Annotated in this window: 15 protein-coding genes and 1 pseudogene; 12 read left to right on the top strand and 4 right to left on the bottom strand. The window is 63.8% G+C overall.

All coding sequences use genetic code 11. The annotated features are described in order from the left end of the window. The first annotated feature begins 39 nt into the window (after window positions 1-39). Window positions 40-1,593: a nitric oxide reductase transcriptional regulator NorR gene (norR, locus tag ACQ4WP_RS12465; protein ID WP_436521001.1), complete on the top strand. Its 1,554-nt coding sequence runs from the start codon at window positions 40-42 to the stop codon at window positions 1,591-1,593. A gap of 13 nt (window positions 1,594-1,606) precedes the next feature. On the opposite strand, the gene ACQ4WP_RS12470 is transcribed toward norR, so the two are convergent. Continuing rightward, window positions 1,607-1,948: a c-type cytochrome gene (locus ACQ4WP_RS12470; protein ID WP_426072014.1), complete on the bottom strand. Its 342-nt coding sequence runs from the start codon at window positions 1,946-1,948 to the stop codon at window positions 1,607-1,609. A gap of 11 nt (window positions 1,949-1,959) precedes the next feature. Next, a complete protein-coding gene (locus ACQ4WP_RS12475; RefSeq protein WP_092796428.1) occupies window positions 1,960-2,289 on the bottom strand; it encodes a c-type cytochrome in 330 nt (109 codons plus the stop codon). Window positions 2,290-2,522: 233 nt separating this feature from the next. Between ACQ4WP_RS12475 and ACQ4WP_RS12480 the strand changes: the two genes are divergently transcribed. The 8 genes and pseudogenes from ACQ4WP_RS12480 to ACQ4WP_RS12515 all read left to right on the top strand — a co-directional run bounded on the left by ACQ4WP_RS12480 (window position 2,523) and on the right by ACQ4WP_RS12515 (window position 11,992). Next, window positions 2,523-3,392 carry an AAA family ATPase gene (locus ACQ4WP_RS12480; protein ID WP_436521003.1) on the top strand — a complete coding sequence of 290 codons (870 nt, stop codon included), beginning with the start codon at window positions 2,523-2,525 and terminating at the stop codon, window positions 3,390-3,392. Between the two features lie 9 nt (window positions 3,393-3,401). After that, complete coding sequence (locus tag ACQ4WP_RS12485) at window positions 3,402-4,040, top strand: GNAT family N-acetyltransferase (RefSeq protein WP_436521005.1); 639 nt, start codon at window positions 3,402-3,404, stop codon at window positions 4,038-4,040. Beyond that, window positions 4,034-5,203: a vWA domain-containing protein gene (locus tag ACQ4WP_RS12490; RefSeq protein WP_436521007.1), complete on the top strand. Its 1,170-nt coding sequence runs from the start codon at window positions 4,034-4,036 to the stop codon at window positions 5,201-5,203. The genes ACQ4WP_RS12485 and ACQ4WP_RS12490 overlap by 7 nt, the downstream gene beginning before the upstream one ends. A 311-nt stretch (window positions 5,204-5,514) precedes the next feature. Next, window positions 5,515-6,702 (top strand): cation:proton antiporter, encoded by a 1,188-nt coding sequence (locus ACQ4WP_RS12495; protein WP_436521009.1) that lies wholly within the window; start codon window positions 5,515-5,517, stop codon window positions 6,700-6,702. Continuing rightward, window positions 6,703-7,833 carry a YbdK family carboxylate-amine ligase gene (locus tag ACQ4WP_RS12500; protein WP_436521011.1) on the top strand — a complete coding sequence of 377 codons (1,131 nt, stop codon included), beginning with the start codon at window positions 6,703-6,705 and terminating at the stop codon, window positions 7,831-7,833. Window positions 7,834-8,110: 277 nt separating this feature from the next. Further along, window positions 8,111-8,593, top strand: a pseudogene (locus tag ACQ4WP_RS12505) (sigma-70 family RNA polymerase sigma factor); the annotation flags it as partial. Between the two features lie 27 nt (window positions 8,594-8,620). Then, a complete protein-coding gene (locus ACQ4WP_RS12510; protein ID WP_436521334.1) occupies window positions 8,621-9,427 on the top strand; it encodes a FecR family protein in 807 nt (268 codons plus the stop codon). 96 nt (window positions 9,428-9,523) lie between these two features. Then, window positions 9,524-11,992, top strand: a complete 2,469-nt coding sequence (locus ACQ4WP_RS12515; protein ID WP_436521013.1) for a TonB-dependent siderophore receptor — start codon at window positions 9,524-9,526, stop codon at window positions 11,990-11,992. 13 nt (window positions 11,993-12,005) lie between these two features. On the opposite strand, the gene ACQ4WP_RS12520 is transcribed toward ACQ4WP_RS12515, so the two are convergent. Beyond that, the gene (locus ACQ4WP_RS12520; RefSeq protein WP_436521015.1) at window positions 12,006-13,085 is read right to left on the bottom strand and encodes an alginate lyase family protein; all 1,080 of its coding nucleotides are present in this window, start codon (window positions 13,083-13,085) and stop codon (window positions 12,006-12,008) included. Continuing rightward, the gene (locus tag ACQ4WP_RS12525) at window positions 13,082-14,074 is read right to left on the bottom strand and encodes a gamma-glutamyl-gamma-aminobutyrate hydrolase family protein (RefSeq protein WP_436521017.1); all 993 of its coding nucleotides are present in this window, start codon (window positions 14,072-14,074) and stop codon (window positions 13,082-13,084) included. The genes ACQ4WP_RS12520 and ACQ4WP_RS12525 overlap by 4 nt, the downstream gene beginning before the upstream one ends. 219 nt (window positions 14,075-14,293) lie before the next feature. On the opposite strand from ACQ4WP_RS12525, the gene ACQ4WP_RS12530 reads away from it, so the two are divergent. The 3 genes from ACQ4WP_RS12530 to ACQ4WP_RS12540 are packed head-to-tail and all read left to right on the top strand — an operon-like array spanning window position 14,294 to window position 16,150. Then, on the top strand, window positions 14,294-14,602 hold the full coding sequence (locus ACQ4WP_RS12530) for a hypothetical protein (protein ID WP_243136064.1): 309 nt from the start codon (window positions 14,294-14,296) through the stop codon (window positions 14,600-14,602). Beyond that, complete coding sequence (gene dapA, locus ACQ4WP_RS12535; protein ID WP_436521019.1) at window positions 14,599-15,630, top strand: 4-hydroxy-tetrahydrodipicolinate synthase; 1,032 nt, start codon at window positions 14,599-14,601, stop codon at window positions 15,628-15,630. The genes ACQ4WP_RS12530 and dapA overlap by 4 nt, the downstream gene beginning before the upstream one ends. A gap of 10 nt (window positions 15,631-15,640) precedes the next feature. After that, window positions 15,641-16,150, top strand: a complete 510-nt coding sequence (locus tag ACQ4WP_RS12540; protein WP_436521021.1) for a P-loop NTPase family protein — start codon at window positions 15,641-15,643, stop codon at window positions 16,148-16,150. Window positions 16,151-16,183 lie beyond the last annotated feature (33 nt).

Genomic DNA, 16,183 nt, shown 5'->3' on the forward strand with positions numbered 1-16,183 from the left:
CCTTGTTTACCGTGGTTCGTTGTACCCTGCTTGGTACTTATGACCACCACTGCCATCCACCTGCTTTTACTCACCGACCTGGTCGCCAACCTTCCCGTGGCCGTGCGCCTGCAACGCCTGGTGGGCAGCCTGCGCGCGCACTTCGGCTGCGAGGCCGTGGCCTTGCTCAAGCTCGATGGCGAGCACCTGCGTCCCGTGGCGATGGCCGGCCTGGCCAGCGACGCGCTGGGACGCCGCTTCGCCATCGCCGACCATCCGCGCCTGGCCGCCATCCTGCAGCGACGCGGCGTGCTGTGCTTCCATCACGACAGTTCCCTGCCCGATCCCTACGATGGTCTGATCGCCGAACGGGCCGGCGAGCCCTTGCCCGTGCACGACTGCATGGGCATGGCGCTCGACCTGGAAGGCGAACGCTGGGGCGTGATCACGCTCGACGCTCTGCAGGTGGGCACCTTCGACGCGCGCGCGCAGCGCGACCTGGGAGAACTGGCCTGTGCCATCGAGGCGGCCGTGCGCGTGACCCGCCTGGAAACGGAAATCCGCGCCTTGCGCCTGTCGGGCGGCGCCATGCTGGCCGATGCGCAAGCGCCGCGCGAGGAACACGATTTCGTCGGCCAGAGCAGCGCCATCATGCAGCTGCTGCATGAATTGCAGGTAGTGGCAGAATCGGACTTGCCCGTGCTGCTGCTGGGAGAAACGGGCGTCGGCAAGGAATTGTGCGCACACCGCCTGCACCGCCTGTCGCGCCGCGCCGGCAAGCCGCTGATCCACGTCAATTGCGCAGCCTTGCCGGAATCCCTGGCCGAGAGCGAATTGTTCGGCCATGTACGGGGCGCGTTTTCCGGCGCCGTCAGCGACCGGCCAGGCCGCTTCGAAGCGGCCGAAGGGGGCACGCTGTTTCTCGATGAAGTGGGAGAGTTGCCGCTGTCGATACAGGCCAAGCTGCTGCGCACCCTGCAAAATGGCGAAATCCAGCGCCTGGGCGCGGACCGGCCGCGCCGGGTCAACGTGCGCGTGATCGCCGCCACCAACCGCAGCTTGCGCGAGCATGTGCGCGACGGCACGTTCCGCGCCGACCTGTACCACCGTTTGTCGGTCTATCCCGTGCCGATTCCGCCGCTGCGCGAGCGGGGCAATGACGTGCTGCTGCTGGCCGGTGGTTTCCTGGAACTGAACCGTGCGCGCCTGGGGCTGCGCAGCCTGCGCCTGTCCGCCGCCGCCGAAAACGCGCTGTGCCATTACCGCTGGCCGGGCAATGTGCGCGAACTGGAACACGTGATCAGCCGGGCCGCGCTGAAAGCCGTCATCCGCGGCGCGAACCGCAAGGACATCGTGACCCTGGAAACGGATATGCTCGATCTCGATGCGCTGGAAGCGCCGGCGGGCACAGACGCGCTGCTGCCAGCACCGGCCGCATGCGGCACGCTGGCGGCGCCGCTGTCCATGCATCAGATCGTCGAGGCGAGCCAGCGCCAGGCCATCCGGCAAGCGCTGGTCCTGCATCAGGATAACTGGGCTGCCGCCGCGCGCCATCTGGGGCTGGACGCCAGCAACTTGCACAAGCTGGCGCGCCGGGTGGGACTGAAAGCCTGACCCGGGCTAAAACTCAGCGGTGAATGACCAGGGTAGTCGGCAGGCTGTGGAAGTAGGCGGCCAGGTCCTTGATGTCCTGGTTGCTCAGTGGTTTCACCTGGCCCGTCATGATGGCGTTATTGCGGCCATTGGCCTTGTCACCGCGTTTATACGCCGTCAAGGCGTGTTCCAGGTAATCCTTGTGCTGGCCCGCCAGTTTCGGGTACGAAGGGTCGATGGGCGAGCCGTAATCCTTGCCGTGGCAGGTGGCGCAGCTGTATTTTTCGGCCAGGGCCTTGCCCGTGTTGATATTGCCGGCGGCGCTGGCGCCGAACGAGACGGTGGCACAAACGAGGGCGGCGAGTAGTGTTTTCATCTGGCTGATCCTCAGTTCGGCTTGGCTTGTTGCGCATAATACGCGGCGACATCGGCGATATCCTGGTCAGACAGGCTGCTGGCAATACCCTTCATGCTGGGGTGCTTGCGATCGCCCTTCTTGTAGGCTTGCAGCGCATTTTCGATATATTTTGCCGGCTGGCCACCGATCATCGGTACCTGGAACACTTCGGGGAAGGTTGCCTTGTAACCGGGAATGCCGTGGCAGCCGATACACATTTCCACCTTGGCAGTCGCTGCCTTGGCGTTTCCTACAATGTCAGCCGCTGTGACGGCATTTGCTATGCCGGCAAGCACGAGAAGTGCAAATATTTTTTTCATAGTGGCAATGTGAACAGAGGTAATCGGAGAAACGCCAGAGCTGGTTTTTATTGATTTTATGTGTAGACAATTAAGGTTGACAATTAATCTGCTGCTTGCCGATTCTAGCCAAGATATTCTTGCAAGTCCACCTATAAAACCCGCATTGTAGGCAGGCGGGCACAGGCCGTCCGCGTGGCGGTGCGCCTCAGTTCTGTTTATACTCACCCTTTCCCCACTTTGGCAGACCGCTCATGCAAGCACAGCACACCCAGCAAGGCCAACGCTTCAAAGGTTCCGACAGCTATGTCGCCACCGCCGACCTGAAACTGGCCGTGAACGCGGCGCTGACCCTGCAGCGCCCGCTGCTGATCAAGGGTGAACCGGGCACGGGCAAGACCATGCTGGCCGAGGAAGTGGCGGCCGCGCTGAACATGCCGCTGATGCAATGGCATATCAAATCGACCACCAAGGCGCAGCAGGGCCTGTACGAATACGACGCCGTTTCGCGCCTGCGCGATTCGCAACTGGGCGACGAGCGCGTGCGCGACATCCAGAACTACATCGTCAAGGGCGTGCTGTGGCAGGCGTTCACGGCGCCCGAACCGGTGGTGCTGCTGATCGACGAGATCGACAAGGCCGACATCGAATTCCCGAACGACTTGCTGCGCGAACTGGACCGCATGGAATTCTATGTCTACGAAACGCGCGAAATGGTCACGGCGCGCCATCGTCCGCTCGTCATCATCACCTCGAACAACGAAAAGGAATTGCCGGACGCCTTCTTGCGCCGCTGCTTCTTCCATTACATCAAATTCCCGGACAAGGACACGATGGAGCAGATCGTCGCCGTCCACTACCCGCACCTGAAACAGGAATTGCTGGCCCAGGCGCTGCAAACCTTCTATGAAGTGCGCGACGTGCCGGGCCTGAAGAAAAAACCGTCGACGTCGGAATTCCTTGACTGGCTCAAGCTCCTGCTGGCCGAAGACATCCCCGCCGAAGCGCTGCGCAGCAAGGACAACAAGGCTGTCGTGCCGCCGCTGCATGGCGCGCTGCTGAAAAACGAGCAGGACGTGCACCTGTTCGAGCGCCTGATGTTCATGTCGCGCACCAACCGCTAAGGAGTGCCGGTGAACGACATCAGCCCGGACAAGGTCTTCGTGCCCCTGGAATTGCACGGCATCCGCCTCGAAGCGCTGGCGCCGCACCACGCGCCCGGCCTGCGCGCGGCAGCCACGGATGGCGAGCTGTGGAATCTGCGCGTCACCTCCGTGCCCGAGCCGGACCAGGTGGATCAGTATATTTTCAAGGGCGTCGAGATGCGCCCCGCGCGCTTCGCCTTTGCCGTCGTCGACGCGACCAGCGGCGAGGTGCTCGGCACCACCAGCTACCACGACGTGATACCAAGTATTGGCCGCCTGGAAATCGGCTACACCTGGTATGCAAAGCGCTGCCAGCGCAGCCACGTCAACACCACCTGCAAATTGCTGCTGCTGGCGCACGCCTTCGACACGCTCGGCTGCGCGCTGGTGGGTTTTCGCACCGATAACTTCAACCACGCCTCGCAGGCGGCCATCGAACGCCTGGGCGCGAAGAAGGATGGCGTGCTGCGCCACCATGCGCTGCGCCGCGACGGCACCGTGCGCGACACGCTCATGTACAGCATCACGCGCGGCGAGTGGCCCGAGATCGCCGCCCATCTGCGCTACAAGCTGGCGCAGCGCCCTGTCGCCGCACTGCCCCGCGCGGGAGAGCCGGCGCCATGCTGATCGATTTCTTCTTCACGCTCAAGGATGCGAAGATTCCCGTCTCGATCAAGGAGTTTTTGACGCTTCTTGAGGCGCTGCAAAAGAACGTCATCGACGCTTCGATGGACGATTTCTACTATCTGGCGCGCCTGACCCTGGTCAAGGATGAAGCCCATTTCGACAAGTTCGACCGCGCGTTTGCGCAGTACTTCAAGGGTGTCAACGCGGCCTTCGAGACGAACGCGGCGATTCCCCTCGACTGGCTGCTCAAGCGCATGCAGCGCGAATTGTCCGAGGAACAGAAGGCACAGCTGGAAAAATTCGGCTACGACAAGCTGATGGACCGCCTGAACGAGCTGCTGAAGGAGCAGAAGGAACGCCACGAGGGCGGCAGCAAGTGGATCGGCACGGGCGGCACGTCATCGTTCGGCAACGGCGGCACGAATCCGGAAGGCATCCGTATCGGCGGCAAGGGCGGCAACCGCACGGCCGTGAAAATATGGGAAGCGCGCAGCTACAAGGATTACGACGGCGAGCGCGAACTGGGCACGCGCAATATCAAGGTGGCACTGCGCCGCCTGCGCAAATTCGCGCGCGAAGGCGCGGAAGACGAACTGGCGCTCGACGCCACCATCGCCGCCACGGCCAACAACGCGGGCTACCTCGACATCCGGATGCGGCCCGAGCGCAAGAACCGCATCAAGGTACTGATGCTGTTTGATGTGGGCGGCAGCATGGACGACCATATCGAGCGCACCGAGGAACTGTTTTCGGCGGCGAAGACGGAATTCAAGAACATGGAGTTCTTTTACTTCCATAACTGCGTCTACGACTACTTGTGGAAGAACAACCGGCGCCGCAACGCCGAGCGTTTTCCCACCTGGGACGTGCTGCGCAAATACCCGCCCGACACCAAGCTGATTTTCGTCGGCGACGCCACCATGAGCCCCTATGAAATCCTGCAGCCGGGCGGTTCGGTCGAATACAACAACGAAGAAACGGGATCGACGTGGCTGGCACGCTTTACCCAGGCGTTCCCGAAATTCATCTGGCTCAATCCCGAGTCGGAGGGATTGTGGCAATACCGCCAGTCGATCGGCGTGATGCGGCAATTGATGAACAACCGCATGTTCCCCCTGTCGATCGACGGGCTGGAGCGGGGCATGCGTCTGCTTAGTAAATAAAGACACACGACAAAAAGTCCATGGCGGCGGGGGGCCGCCATGTCGTACACTGCGACAAGGCACTACCGTGCGGAGCCTCTCCGCTGCGGGCGGGTACCATACGCTGATACCAGCCCTGCCCAACCTGCTGCATCTTGTGCGCGGCCGCCATGGCCGCGACACTGTTCGATTGCGCACATCGTGCGCGCCCTCTGCTCCGGTAGAATCGGCGCATCGCTCTGCGCAAACAATGCACCATCGCTGCACCACGACATTGCCGCGCCAGCCTCCGTGCTGCCGGCCGGTGCCAGCGCTATTTCAAAGGAATGAGCATGCAAAGTCTGATCTCGATCGCCGCCGACCTGTCCTGGCCGTTCGCCATCACCCTGGCCTGGGTGGTGGGCGAATTCGGCCACCGCTGGACGGGCCTGCCGCGCATCAGTTTTTACGGCGTGATCGGTTTCGTCCTGGCCCAGACGCAGGTGGGCATCCTGCCGCAGACGGACGCCGGACCCATGCTGGTGCTGGCCGACGTGGCCTTCGGCCTGATCCTGTTCGAGGTCGGCTACCGTATCAACCTGCGCTGGCTGAAGAACAATCCGTGGATCGCCGTCACGGGCCTGGTCGAATCGCTGCTGACCTTTGCCGTCGTGTACTTCATCGGCATCGAATTCGGCAGCACCTCGATGACGGCACTGCTGCTGGCGTCCCTGGCCATGTCCACCTCGCCGGCCACCATCATGCGCGTCATCAACGAGGAACGCAGCTCGGGCCAGGTGACGGAACGCATCGTTCACCTCACCGCCCTCAATTGCGTGCTGGCCGTCTTCACGTTCAACATCATCGTCGGCTTCTGGATGTTCCAGAGCTCCACCGACTTGATCGAGGCGAGCAGCAGCAGCGCCGCCGTGCTGGCCGCCTCCGTGGCCGCCGGCACCGTCTTTGGCATCGTCGTACCGGCCATGCTGCGCCGCCTGGGCAATATGGCGCAGGATGCCACCGTGGCATTCGCCCTGTCGGTGATGCTGCTGGTCGCCCTCACCTACACCACCAGCCTGTCGCCGCTGCTGGCCACCCTGACGTTTGGCCTGGTGGCGCGCCACCGCCGCGTGGCCTTCAGCCAGGCGCAGCGCAATTTCGGCGCGCTGGGAGAGCTGCTGACGGTGCTGCTGTTCGTGTATGCCGCATCGACCCTGGAATGGGCCAGCGTGACGGCCGGCGCGGGCCTGGCCCTGACCGTCGTCGGCGGGCGCCTGCTGACCAAAGTCGTCGGCGTGGCCGCGTTTTCGCATGTGAGCGGCATTTCCTGGCGCAAGGGCGTGCTGACGGGCGTGGCGCTGACGCCCGTCTCCGTCTTCATCATCCTGCTGTTGGAACACGCGCGCCAGCACGGCGTGAACTTTGGCGACGAATTGAACGCCCTGGCCGCCATCACCCTGGGCCTGGAACTGGTCGGTCCCGTGCTGGTGCAACGCGTGCTGATGCTGGCCAAAGAAACCCACGAAATCAAGGAGCGCTAAATGCCGCTGGAACCCTTTGGCCAATCGGCCGCGCTGACCTTCGGCGTCGAACTCGAACTGCAACTGGTGAACCTGTCGGATTATGACTTGACGGCCGCCAGCCCCGACCTGCTGCATCTGCTGAATAAAAAACCGTTCCCCGGCAACGTCACGCCGGAGATCACCGAGAGCATGATCGAGATTAATTCGAGCGTGCACACGCATCACGGCCCCCTGCTGGCGCAGTTGCAGGAAATCCGCGACACCTTGATCACGGCCGGCGACAAGCTCAATATCGGCATCGCGGGCGGCGGCACGCACCCGTTCCAGCAATGGTCGTCGCAAAAAATCTTTTCCAAGCCCCGCTTCCAGGAAATCTCGGAACTGTACGGCTACCTGGCCAAGCAGTTCACCATCTTCGGCCAGCACGTGCACATCGGCTGCGCCTCGGGCGACGATGCCATGTTCCTGCTGCATTCGCTGAACCGCTACATCCCCCACTTCATCGCGCTGTCGGCTTCCTCGCCCTACGTGCAGGGACGCGACACCCTGTTCGATTCGGCGCGCCTGAACTCCGTGTTCGCCTTCCCCATGAGCGGGCGCGCGCCGTTCACCCTCAACTGGGAGCAGTTCTCCAACGAGTACTTCGCCAAGATGGAGAATACGGGCATCATCAAGAGCATGAAGGACTTTTACTGGGACATCCGTCCCAAGCCGGAATTCGGCACCATCGAACTGCGCGTGTGCGACACGCCGCTGACGGTGGAGCGGGCCGCCGCGCTGGCCGCCTACCTGCAAGCCCTGTGCCGCTACCTGCTGGAGCGGAAAGAAACGCCGCCCGTGGAAGACGATTACCTCGTGTATAACTACAACCGCTTCCAGGCTTGCCGCTTCGGCCTCGACGGCGCCATCACGCATCCGAAAACCTATGAAACGATGTCGCTGCGCGAAGACATCATGACCACCCTGCGCAAGATGGAGCCGCACGCCGAGGCACTGGGCAGCACGCCAGCACTGAAACACCTGTCGGACGTGGCCAAGCAGTGGAGCGACGCGCAATACCTGCGCAAGCAGCACAGCCTGCAGGGCAGCGCCGAGGGCATGGTCGATTCGGCGATCAGATGTTTTCGTGGTGAACCCATGAACTATTGAGGATGCCTGGCCAAACCTACTGCGCGTCGGTATAGGCGGCCTGCGATGCTCACCGTACTTATAGTACGGTTGCGCTTCTCGACCGCCTCTCCCTTCCGCTCGCGACGGTTTTGCCAGTCATCGTGACTTTTACCCCAACAACGCAAACCCAAAAAACCACACCCCATCTCCCCATCGTTTACAGCCGCCGCCCCCGCTTGTTACAATAAGTGAGAATGATTCTTATTATTATTTAAAAACACCTGTCCATCCGGACCGGCCATGCAAGGGGAACGCGATGCCGCTGGCAAAGCCGCTACAACGCCAGGACATCGCGACACTGTACGCCGACCACCACGGCTGGCTGCAGGGCTGGCTACGCAAGAAGCTGGGCAGCACGGCTTGCGCGGCCGATGTGGCGCAGGACACTTTCATGCGCCTGCTCGACCGCGAAGACGCCGTCGCCGCGCGCGAGCCGCGCGCCTTTCTAGCTACCGTGGCCCAACGCGTGTTGTTCAACCATTACCGCCGCCAGAAGCTGGAACAGGCCTACTTGGACGTGCTGGCGCAACTGCCGTCCCCGCATGCGCCATCGCCCGAGGAACGGGCGCTGCTGCTGTCTACGTTATTTGAGCTCGACCGCATGCTCGACGGCTTGCCGCCTCCCGTGAAACGGGCTTTTTTACTACGCCAGCTCGACGAGCTGCCGCAGGAAGACATCGCGCGCCAGCTCGGCATCTCGCTGGCCACGGTGAAACGCCATCTGCAGCGCGCTGGCAGCGCTACGCAGACGTGGCAGCAGCTGCAAATGCAGCACGAGCATCTGCCGCCCGGGACGCACGCGAGCCTGCTGCTGGCCTGCGTGCAAGCCAACGCGCCGCGCCGCCACGCCGTCAAGACCCTTGCCCTGCTGCTGGCCTGCGGCGCCTCGCTGTATGCGTTCGAACGCCGCAGTCCATGGCGCAACTGGACGGCCGACTACCGCACCGGCATCAACCAGCGCCGCGTGGTGACCTTGAATGATGGCACCCAGCTCACGCTCAATACCAACAGCGCCGTGAATATCGCTTATAGCGGCGCACAGCGGCGCATCGCGCTGCTGGCCGGCGAAATCTTCATCGCCACCGGCAAGGATGCGGTACAACGTCCCTTCTTCGTCGACACGCCACACGGCAGCCTGCAGGCGCTGGGCACGCGTTTCACCGTGCGCCTGCACCAGCAATACGCCAGCGCCGGCGTGCTCGAAGGCGCCGTCGCCGTACTGGCCGGCGATGGCGCACAGCGCCTGGTGCTGCGTCCCGGCGAAGGCGCCCATTTCGACGGCACGGGTGTGCACCGCCAGGCGCTGGCGCCGTATGGCGGCGCCTGGCTCGATGGCATGCTGGTGGCACGCGACATGCGCCTGGCCGATTTCCTCGCCGAGCTGTCGCGCTACAGTGACCATCCGCTGGCCTGCACGCCGGCCATCGCCGGCCTGCGCGTCTCCGGCTCCTACCCGCTGGCCGATATCGGCGCCATCCTCGACGCCGTCAGCGCCAGCCTGCAGTTGCAGCGCAATACCGTCACGCGCTTCTGGGGCCATCAAGTCGTCAGGATCGAACTGGCAGCGCGCTAAAAAAATATTTTCTGCAAAGTGAGCTGTTTCGCCGTGCTCGCGTGACTTGGAAGATAGGCAGTCTCCATCTTGCGCATCCACGAAAGGTTTTATTCCATGCACCACGCTTCGCGTTCCCTCCTTACCCGCACCGTCCTGGCCTGCGCCCTGTCGCAGATCGGCATGGCCCTGGCCCTGCCGGCATCAGCTCAGGCACAAACCCGGCAAGTGCGCAGCTACAGCATCCCCGCAGGTTCCTTGGGCGACGTGCTGACGCGCTTCGGCAGCGACAGCGCCATCCTGCTGTCGTTCTCCAGCGACGCCACGCAAGGCTTGCGCAGCGCCGGCCTGCAAGGCAGCTACAACTTGCAGGAGGGTTTCCGCGTGCTGCTGGCAGGCAGCGGCCTGCAAGCCGTGCCGCAGGCTAATGGCGGCTACCTGCTGCAAAAGATCCCCGCCGGTGCGAATACTCCCTCGGCGGACAGCCGCGGCGTGGCCGTCATGAGCGGCGTCACCGTGGTCGCGGCAGCCGAGCGCAACGCCGCCACTAGCGGCACCGGCAGCTATACGGGCGGCCCCGCCAGCGGCGCCACAGGCCTGGCGTTGACGCAGCGCGAAACGCCGCAGTCGCTGACCATTGTCACGCGCCAGCAGATGGATGACCAGAACAGCAACGCCGTCTCCGACGTCATGAAGAACGTCAATGGCGTGAGCGTGCAAAACTACGACAGCGACCGCTGGAGCTTCCAGGCACGCGGCTTTGTCGTCACCAATTTCCAATATGACGGCGTGTCGGCCATCTATGATGGCGTCTACGACTGGGGCACGACGAACAGCGACATGGCCATCTATGACCGCATCGAGGTGCTGAAAGGCGCGACGGGCCTGATGAGCGGTTCGGGCGACCCTTCGGCCACCGTCAACATGGTGCGCAAGCGCCCCACCGCCAACTTCGAGGGCTCGGCGACCCTGGGTGCAGGATCGTGGGACAACTACCGCGGCGAAGTCGATGTCTCCGGCCCCCTGAACGACAGCCGCACGGTGCGCGGGCGCCTGGTGGGCGCCTACCAGGACAAACACTCTTACCTGGACCGCTATACGCAGCAGAAATCGGTCGCCTACGGCATCATCGAGGCGGACCTGACACAAGTCACCCTGCTGACGGCAGGCTTCACGCACCAGGATTACAAGCCGCGCGGCTCGACCTGGACAGGCTTCCCCGTCCTGCTGTCCGATGGCACCCGCACGGATTTCCCCACTTCGTGGAATCCAGCCACGGACTGGAGCCGCCGCAACATGCAGAACACCACGCTGTTCACGTCGCTGGAACACACGTTCGCCAACGCGTGGAAACTGACATTGAGCGCCAACCAGTTGCGCAGCAAGCATGACAGCGTGCTCGGTTCGGCCAGCGGCGGCAATCCCGTCCCAGTCACGGGCGCAGGCACTTATTTCTACATGGGCAAATACAAGGGCGACCGCCGCCAGACCACCGTCAACGTCGACGCCAGCGGGTCATTTACAGCTTTTGGTCGCCAGCATGAAGCGATGTTCGGCTATTCCACCTCGACGGCAAAACAGGATGGTCCCGTCTATGATTCGGTCTATCCGCCCCTCGACAGCAGCTACTTCGACTGGCACGGCCAGTACGCGGAACCGGCGTTTGCACGCACAGGCAACGACAACGACCGCACGCGCCAGAGCGGTCTGTATGGCGCCGCGCGCCTGCATCCCGTCGATGCGCTGTCCGTTATCGTCGGCGCGCGCGTGAGCAATTACACGATGGACCAGAAGCGCACCATGTTCGACCCCATCAAGTCAAGCCATACGCGCATGGACGAAAGCGGCGTCATCACGCCGTATGCGGGCGTCGTGTATGACCTCGACAAGACGTATTCCGTGTTCGGCAGCTACACCAGCATCTTCGCGCCGCAAAGCAACCGCGACATCAACCGCAACTTCCTCGCGCCCGTGCGCGGCAAGGGTGTTGAGGCGGGCGTAAAAGCCGAATACCTCGATGGCAAGGTCAACGCCAGCGCCGCCCTGTTCCAGATCCGCCAAAGCAACGTGGGCAGTCCTGTGGGCGAAGTCAACGGTGAGGTAGTGTATAAGGCCATCGATGGTGTCACCAGCCGCGGCGTGGAAATGGAAGTGACGGGCGAAGTGATGACGGATGTGAAGCTGAGCACCGGCTATACCTATGCGCATGTGCGGGACGCGGATGGCAAGGATGTGTTTTCCACCATGCTGCAAACGACGCAGCCTGCCCACCTGGTGCGCGTACAGGGCACGTGGCGCCTGCCGGCCAGTCTGGACAAGCTGACCGTCGGTGGCGGCATCAACTGGCAAAGCAGCTACTACGGCAATATCTGGAATCCCTCCATCGAGGACAATTCGCGCATCAAGCAGGGCGGCTACGCGCTGGTCAACCTGATGGCGCGCTACGAGATCAGCAAGAACGTCACGGCCAGCGTCAACGTGAACAACCTGCTGGACAAGAAATACTTCACGGGACTGGGCCTGTTCCAGACGGGCTTTTATGGCGAACCGCGCAATGTGATGTTCACGGTGCGCACGAAGTTCTAACGCGAAGTTCTCACTAAGCACCGTACAGCGCCAGCGCCCAGGCTGGCGGGCGCAACTCCAGCGCCAGCGGCAGGTAAGCGGGGTCGAAGCGCGCCGCCAGCAGATACACATTGGCGGCGCCCTTGGACTCCCAATTCCCCGTAAAGCCCTTTTCACCGGCGGCCACGCGCTTGCGGTCGAACGGCACGGCGCTCCTTGCGAATTCCTCGTGCGTCTTTCTGCCCTGCGCATACGGCGCCAGCCACGCCAGCGCCTCGGCCAGGCGCCGCGCTTCCGGCACGCCATACCAATCATCGCCATGCGCCTGCGCCATCAGGGCCGTCGTCAGCAGCGGCTCCAGGCTGTAAGTGGTGTAATGCAGGGCGTCGCGCTGCTCGAAGTCGAAGGGTACGCCGCCGGCGCCGATATTGCGCGGCACGTGCGCCAGGAAGCGCTCCTTCGCGCGCGCGATCAACAAGGCGTCGCCCGTGACATACGCGGCGGCCGTGCCGATCTTGATGCGGTGGCTATGCCAGTTGTTGCGCGCCGTGGACGGACCGCCCACCTTGATGGGATCACTCAAATACCCCTGCGCCAAGGTGCGGCAAAACGCCTGCACCTGCTCGCGCTCGACGCCGTTCAAGCGTTCCTGTACCAGGTCAAAACCCATCAGCAGGCTGGCCAGCTCCGTCTCGTCGACGGGACTGAACGAGGGCTGGTAGCCGCCGCTCCAGGCCAGCAGCAGCTGGCGCGCCGCCTCGAAATGCGCCATCTCGCCCGACAGCCGCCAGGCCAGCGCCTGCAAGCGCACCTGGCGCCAGTCCTCCTGCGCCTGCTGGCTGGTCTCGCGCCCGCCTTCTCCCTTCAGCAAGCCGCCCGTGCGCACTTCGGCCATCAGGTGCACGGGGCGCGCCGCATCCTTGCGCGCCGCCTTGACCACCTGTTCGGCAATGGCCGGCGCCACTCGCGCCTTGAGCGAGCGCGCGCGCGCGGCGGACGTCAACGCAAACGGCAGCGGGCCTTCATGCGGGCGCGGCGCAGCGCGCAAGCCCCCCAGGGGCAGCGCCAGCAGGCCGGCCAGCACAGTGCGCCGGCGGATCAGATGCGCACTCAAAACCGCGTCTCCCGCGCCGCGCGCAAAAAGTTATCGAGGATCGGCGTGCAATCGAGAAGTTCGACGCCGCCCGCCGAATGAAATTCCGGGTGCCACTGCAAGCCCATGACGAAGCGCGCCCGTTGGTAGCGAATGGCTTCGACGATATTGTCCCCTTGCGAATACGCTTCCACGGTGATGTCGCGCCCCAGTTCCTTGACCGACTGATGGTGGATGGAGTTGACGAGCGCCTCGCCCGCCTTCGGGAACATGCCCGCCAGCGACGAGCCTTTCGGGAAGACGATGCTGTGGCGGTGGCGGTCATACAGGTCGTTGACGTGCGAGGTGGCGCCTTCCACGTCCGAGGCGATGTCCTGGTACAGGGTGCCGCCAAAGCCCACGTTGATGAGTTGGCAGCCGCGGCAAATGCCCAGCACGGGCTTGCCCGCGTCGACGAATTCGTGCAGCAGTTCCAATTCGTACAGGTCGCGCGCGCGGTCGCCGCTCCATTCGGGCCGCGTGGCCGCCTCGGAATACGTCTGCGGCGAGACGTCGGCACCGCCCTGCAGCACCAGACCGTCCAGATGGCGCGCATAGTGGCGCAGGGTGATATTGCTCGGGTGTAGCTGGCCGCTGGTATTAACCGTCGGGATCATGAACACCAGCACGTCGCGCGACATGACCCACTGCGCGATCGACTCTTCCAGGTATTGCAGGTTCTTGCTGCGCAGGCCAGTGGCGCCCGGCTCCGGGTGGAAAATGCGCGCCGAGATGCCGATGCGCAGGGTGCGCCGCATGAAATCGCGGCTGGCCTTGTCGCGCATGGAGCGGTAGCGCGACGTGATCACCCGCCAGGCCAGCGCCAGCGGCGTGTCGTTATCCTTCAGATAGCGCGGTGCGGCATCGCGCGCACGGTGCTCATCATCGGGTGCCCTGCCGACCCGGTCGGGCCGGGAAGGCGCTGCGGGATCGGTGGAAGGGGGAAGCTGGGGATCTTTTTCGTCTGACATGGCAGGGCTGACTGAAAGCGGAGACCTTTTCAATATAAACCCCTGCCCCGGAAAGCACGATTCAATTTTGTAACAAAAGCACATGCGCGGCGCATCCACGCAACACGCCGGAGGCACAACGCATACAGCCCGTTTACACAGAAGGCCCCGCTTTTTAGAGAATCTTTACGCCCCCGCTGCTAATCTTGAACGTACCTCAACCACCGCTGCAAAGCCACCATGGAACCCCATTCACGCCTGCAAACGCATCAAGCGCATCAAGCACTGCCCCACCGCCATCCCCGCCTGCCCACTTTCCTCATGCATATCACGGTCGACAAGTCCTGTCTGGCCGAGCTGCGCCAGCTGGTCGTCAGGACGTGCGGCGGCATGCTGTCGTTCATGCGCGTCGAGGCGGTCGACCACGCCGAACGCATGAAAGTCTGGCTGTGCGTGACGGAGCCGGCCCTGCGCCTGACCATGGACGCCGTCATGCGCCTGCTGCCGGCGGCGGAATTTGGCCGCATCAGTCAGGGGAAATCGCTATGAACCAGTATTCCTGCGAGCAGGCGATGTCTTCGTCGCGCATCACCGCGCACTTCCAGGGCATCTGGGTACCGATGGTGACGCCATTCCGTGACGGCGAGATCGACTTCGACGCCGCCCAGCAGCTGGCCAGCGAGCTGGCAGCCAGCGGCGTCGATGGCCTGGTGGTATGCGGTACCACGGGCGAAGCGGCCATGCTGAGCGCCGCAGAACACACCATGCTGCTCGATAGCGTACTCGAAGCCATCGGCCCCTGCTTCCCCGTCGTGATGGGTATCGGTGGCAGCGATACGCGCAGCGTCGTCGCCACAGTGCAACGCTATCACGACCATCCGCTGGCTGGTCTGCTGGTCTCGGCACCGTCATATGTCCGCCCTTCGCAGGACGGCATCGTGCGCCACTTCGAGGCCATCGCCGCCGCCACCGACCAGTCCATCGTGCTGTACAACGTGCCGGCACGCACGGGCGTCAATATCGAACCGCAGACGGCGGCGCTGCTGGCGCGCGACTCGCACTTCGTCGCCATCAAGGAAGCGGGTGGCAAGCTGCAGCAACTGGGCGAACTGCTGCTCGATACGCACCTGGACGTCTTGTGCGGCGACGATGCGCTGCTGCTGGCCAGCCTGTCCATGGGCGGCCACGGCGCCATGTCGGCCGCCGCCCAGTTACGCCCCGACCTGTATGCGCAGCTGTACCACCTGGTCAAGCAGGGTCGCCACGGCGCCGCCGGCGCCCTGTTCAAGACCATGCTGCCCGTCATCCGACTGCTGTTTGCCGAACCCAATCCTGGCCCCGTGAAGGCGGCGCTGGCCATGCAAGGCAAGGTGCGCGACGAGCTGCGCCTGCCGATGACGCCGATGTCGTCCGCCGGCCAGGACAAGCTGGCCGAAGCACTGGAGCCATTGATGCAGCTGCCCGCATGGACAGCCAGCGACAGGGACGCGCCGCGTGAAGGCTGTTTGCTGCAGCTGGTCTCCGCTTCCAACATCATGCCAGCCGTGCGCCAAGATGATCATCGCCATCACGGATGAACGCGGGGGAATGGAGAAATCCATCCTGGCCGGACGGCTGGCCGCCTCGCGCGCGCTGGCCGGACGCAAGGTATTGCTGCTCGATGCCGATCCGCGCCAGGGAGCCATGGAGCAGGCGAGGAACATGCACGACGGCGCCATGCAGGGCAGCCTGACGCGGCCGCACCTGATGGCGCGCGCCATCAGCGCCAAGGGCTTGCAACCGGAGCTGGAACACCTGGTGAACTGCTACCACGACATCGTCATCGACAGCGAAGGCCGCGACTCCATGGGCAGCCGTTCGGCCCTGATCGCCGCGCGCGTGCTGGTGGTGCCGCTGGACGGCGTCGTGGACGGCGCCGCGCAAGCTGGCCTGGCGCGCCGCATCGCGCACGCGCGCAGCGTCAATCCGGACCTGCGCGTCCTGCTGGCAACAGACACGCAAGCTGCGCCGGCCCATGCCCTGGCCGCACAGATTCCGGCCGCCCGCGTGGTCAGCCTGGGACAGCTGTATTGCGCCGTTTTTAACCTGCCTGCCTAGCCTGGCTGGGCAGGCAACAACAAAAAAAGGCGG

The sequence above is a fragment of the Janthinobacterium lyxosi genome (assembly GCF_051380665.1).
Classification (GTDB): Bacteria; Pseudomonadota; Gammaproteobacteria; order Burkholderiales; family Burkholderiaceae_D; genus Janthinobacterium.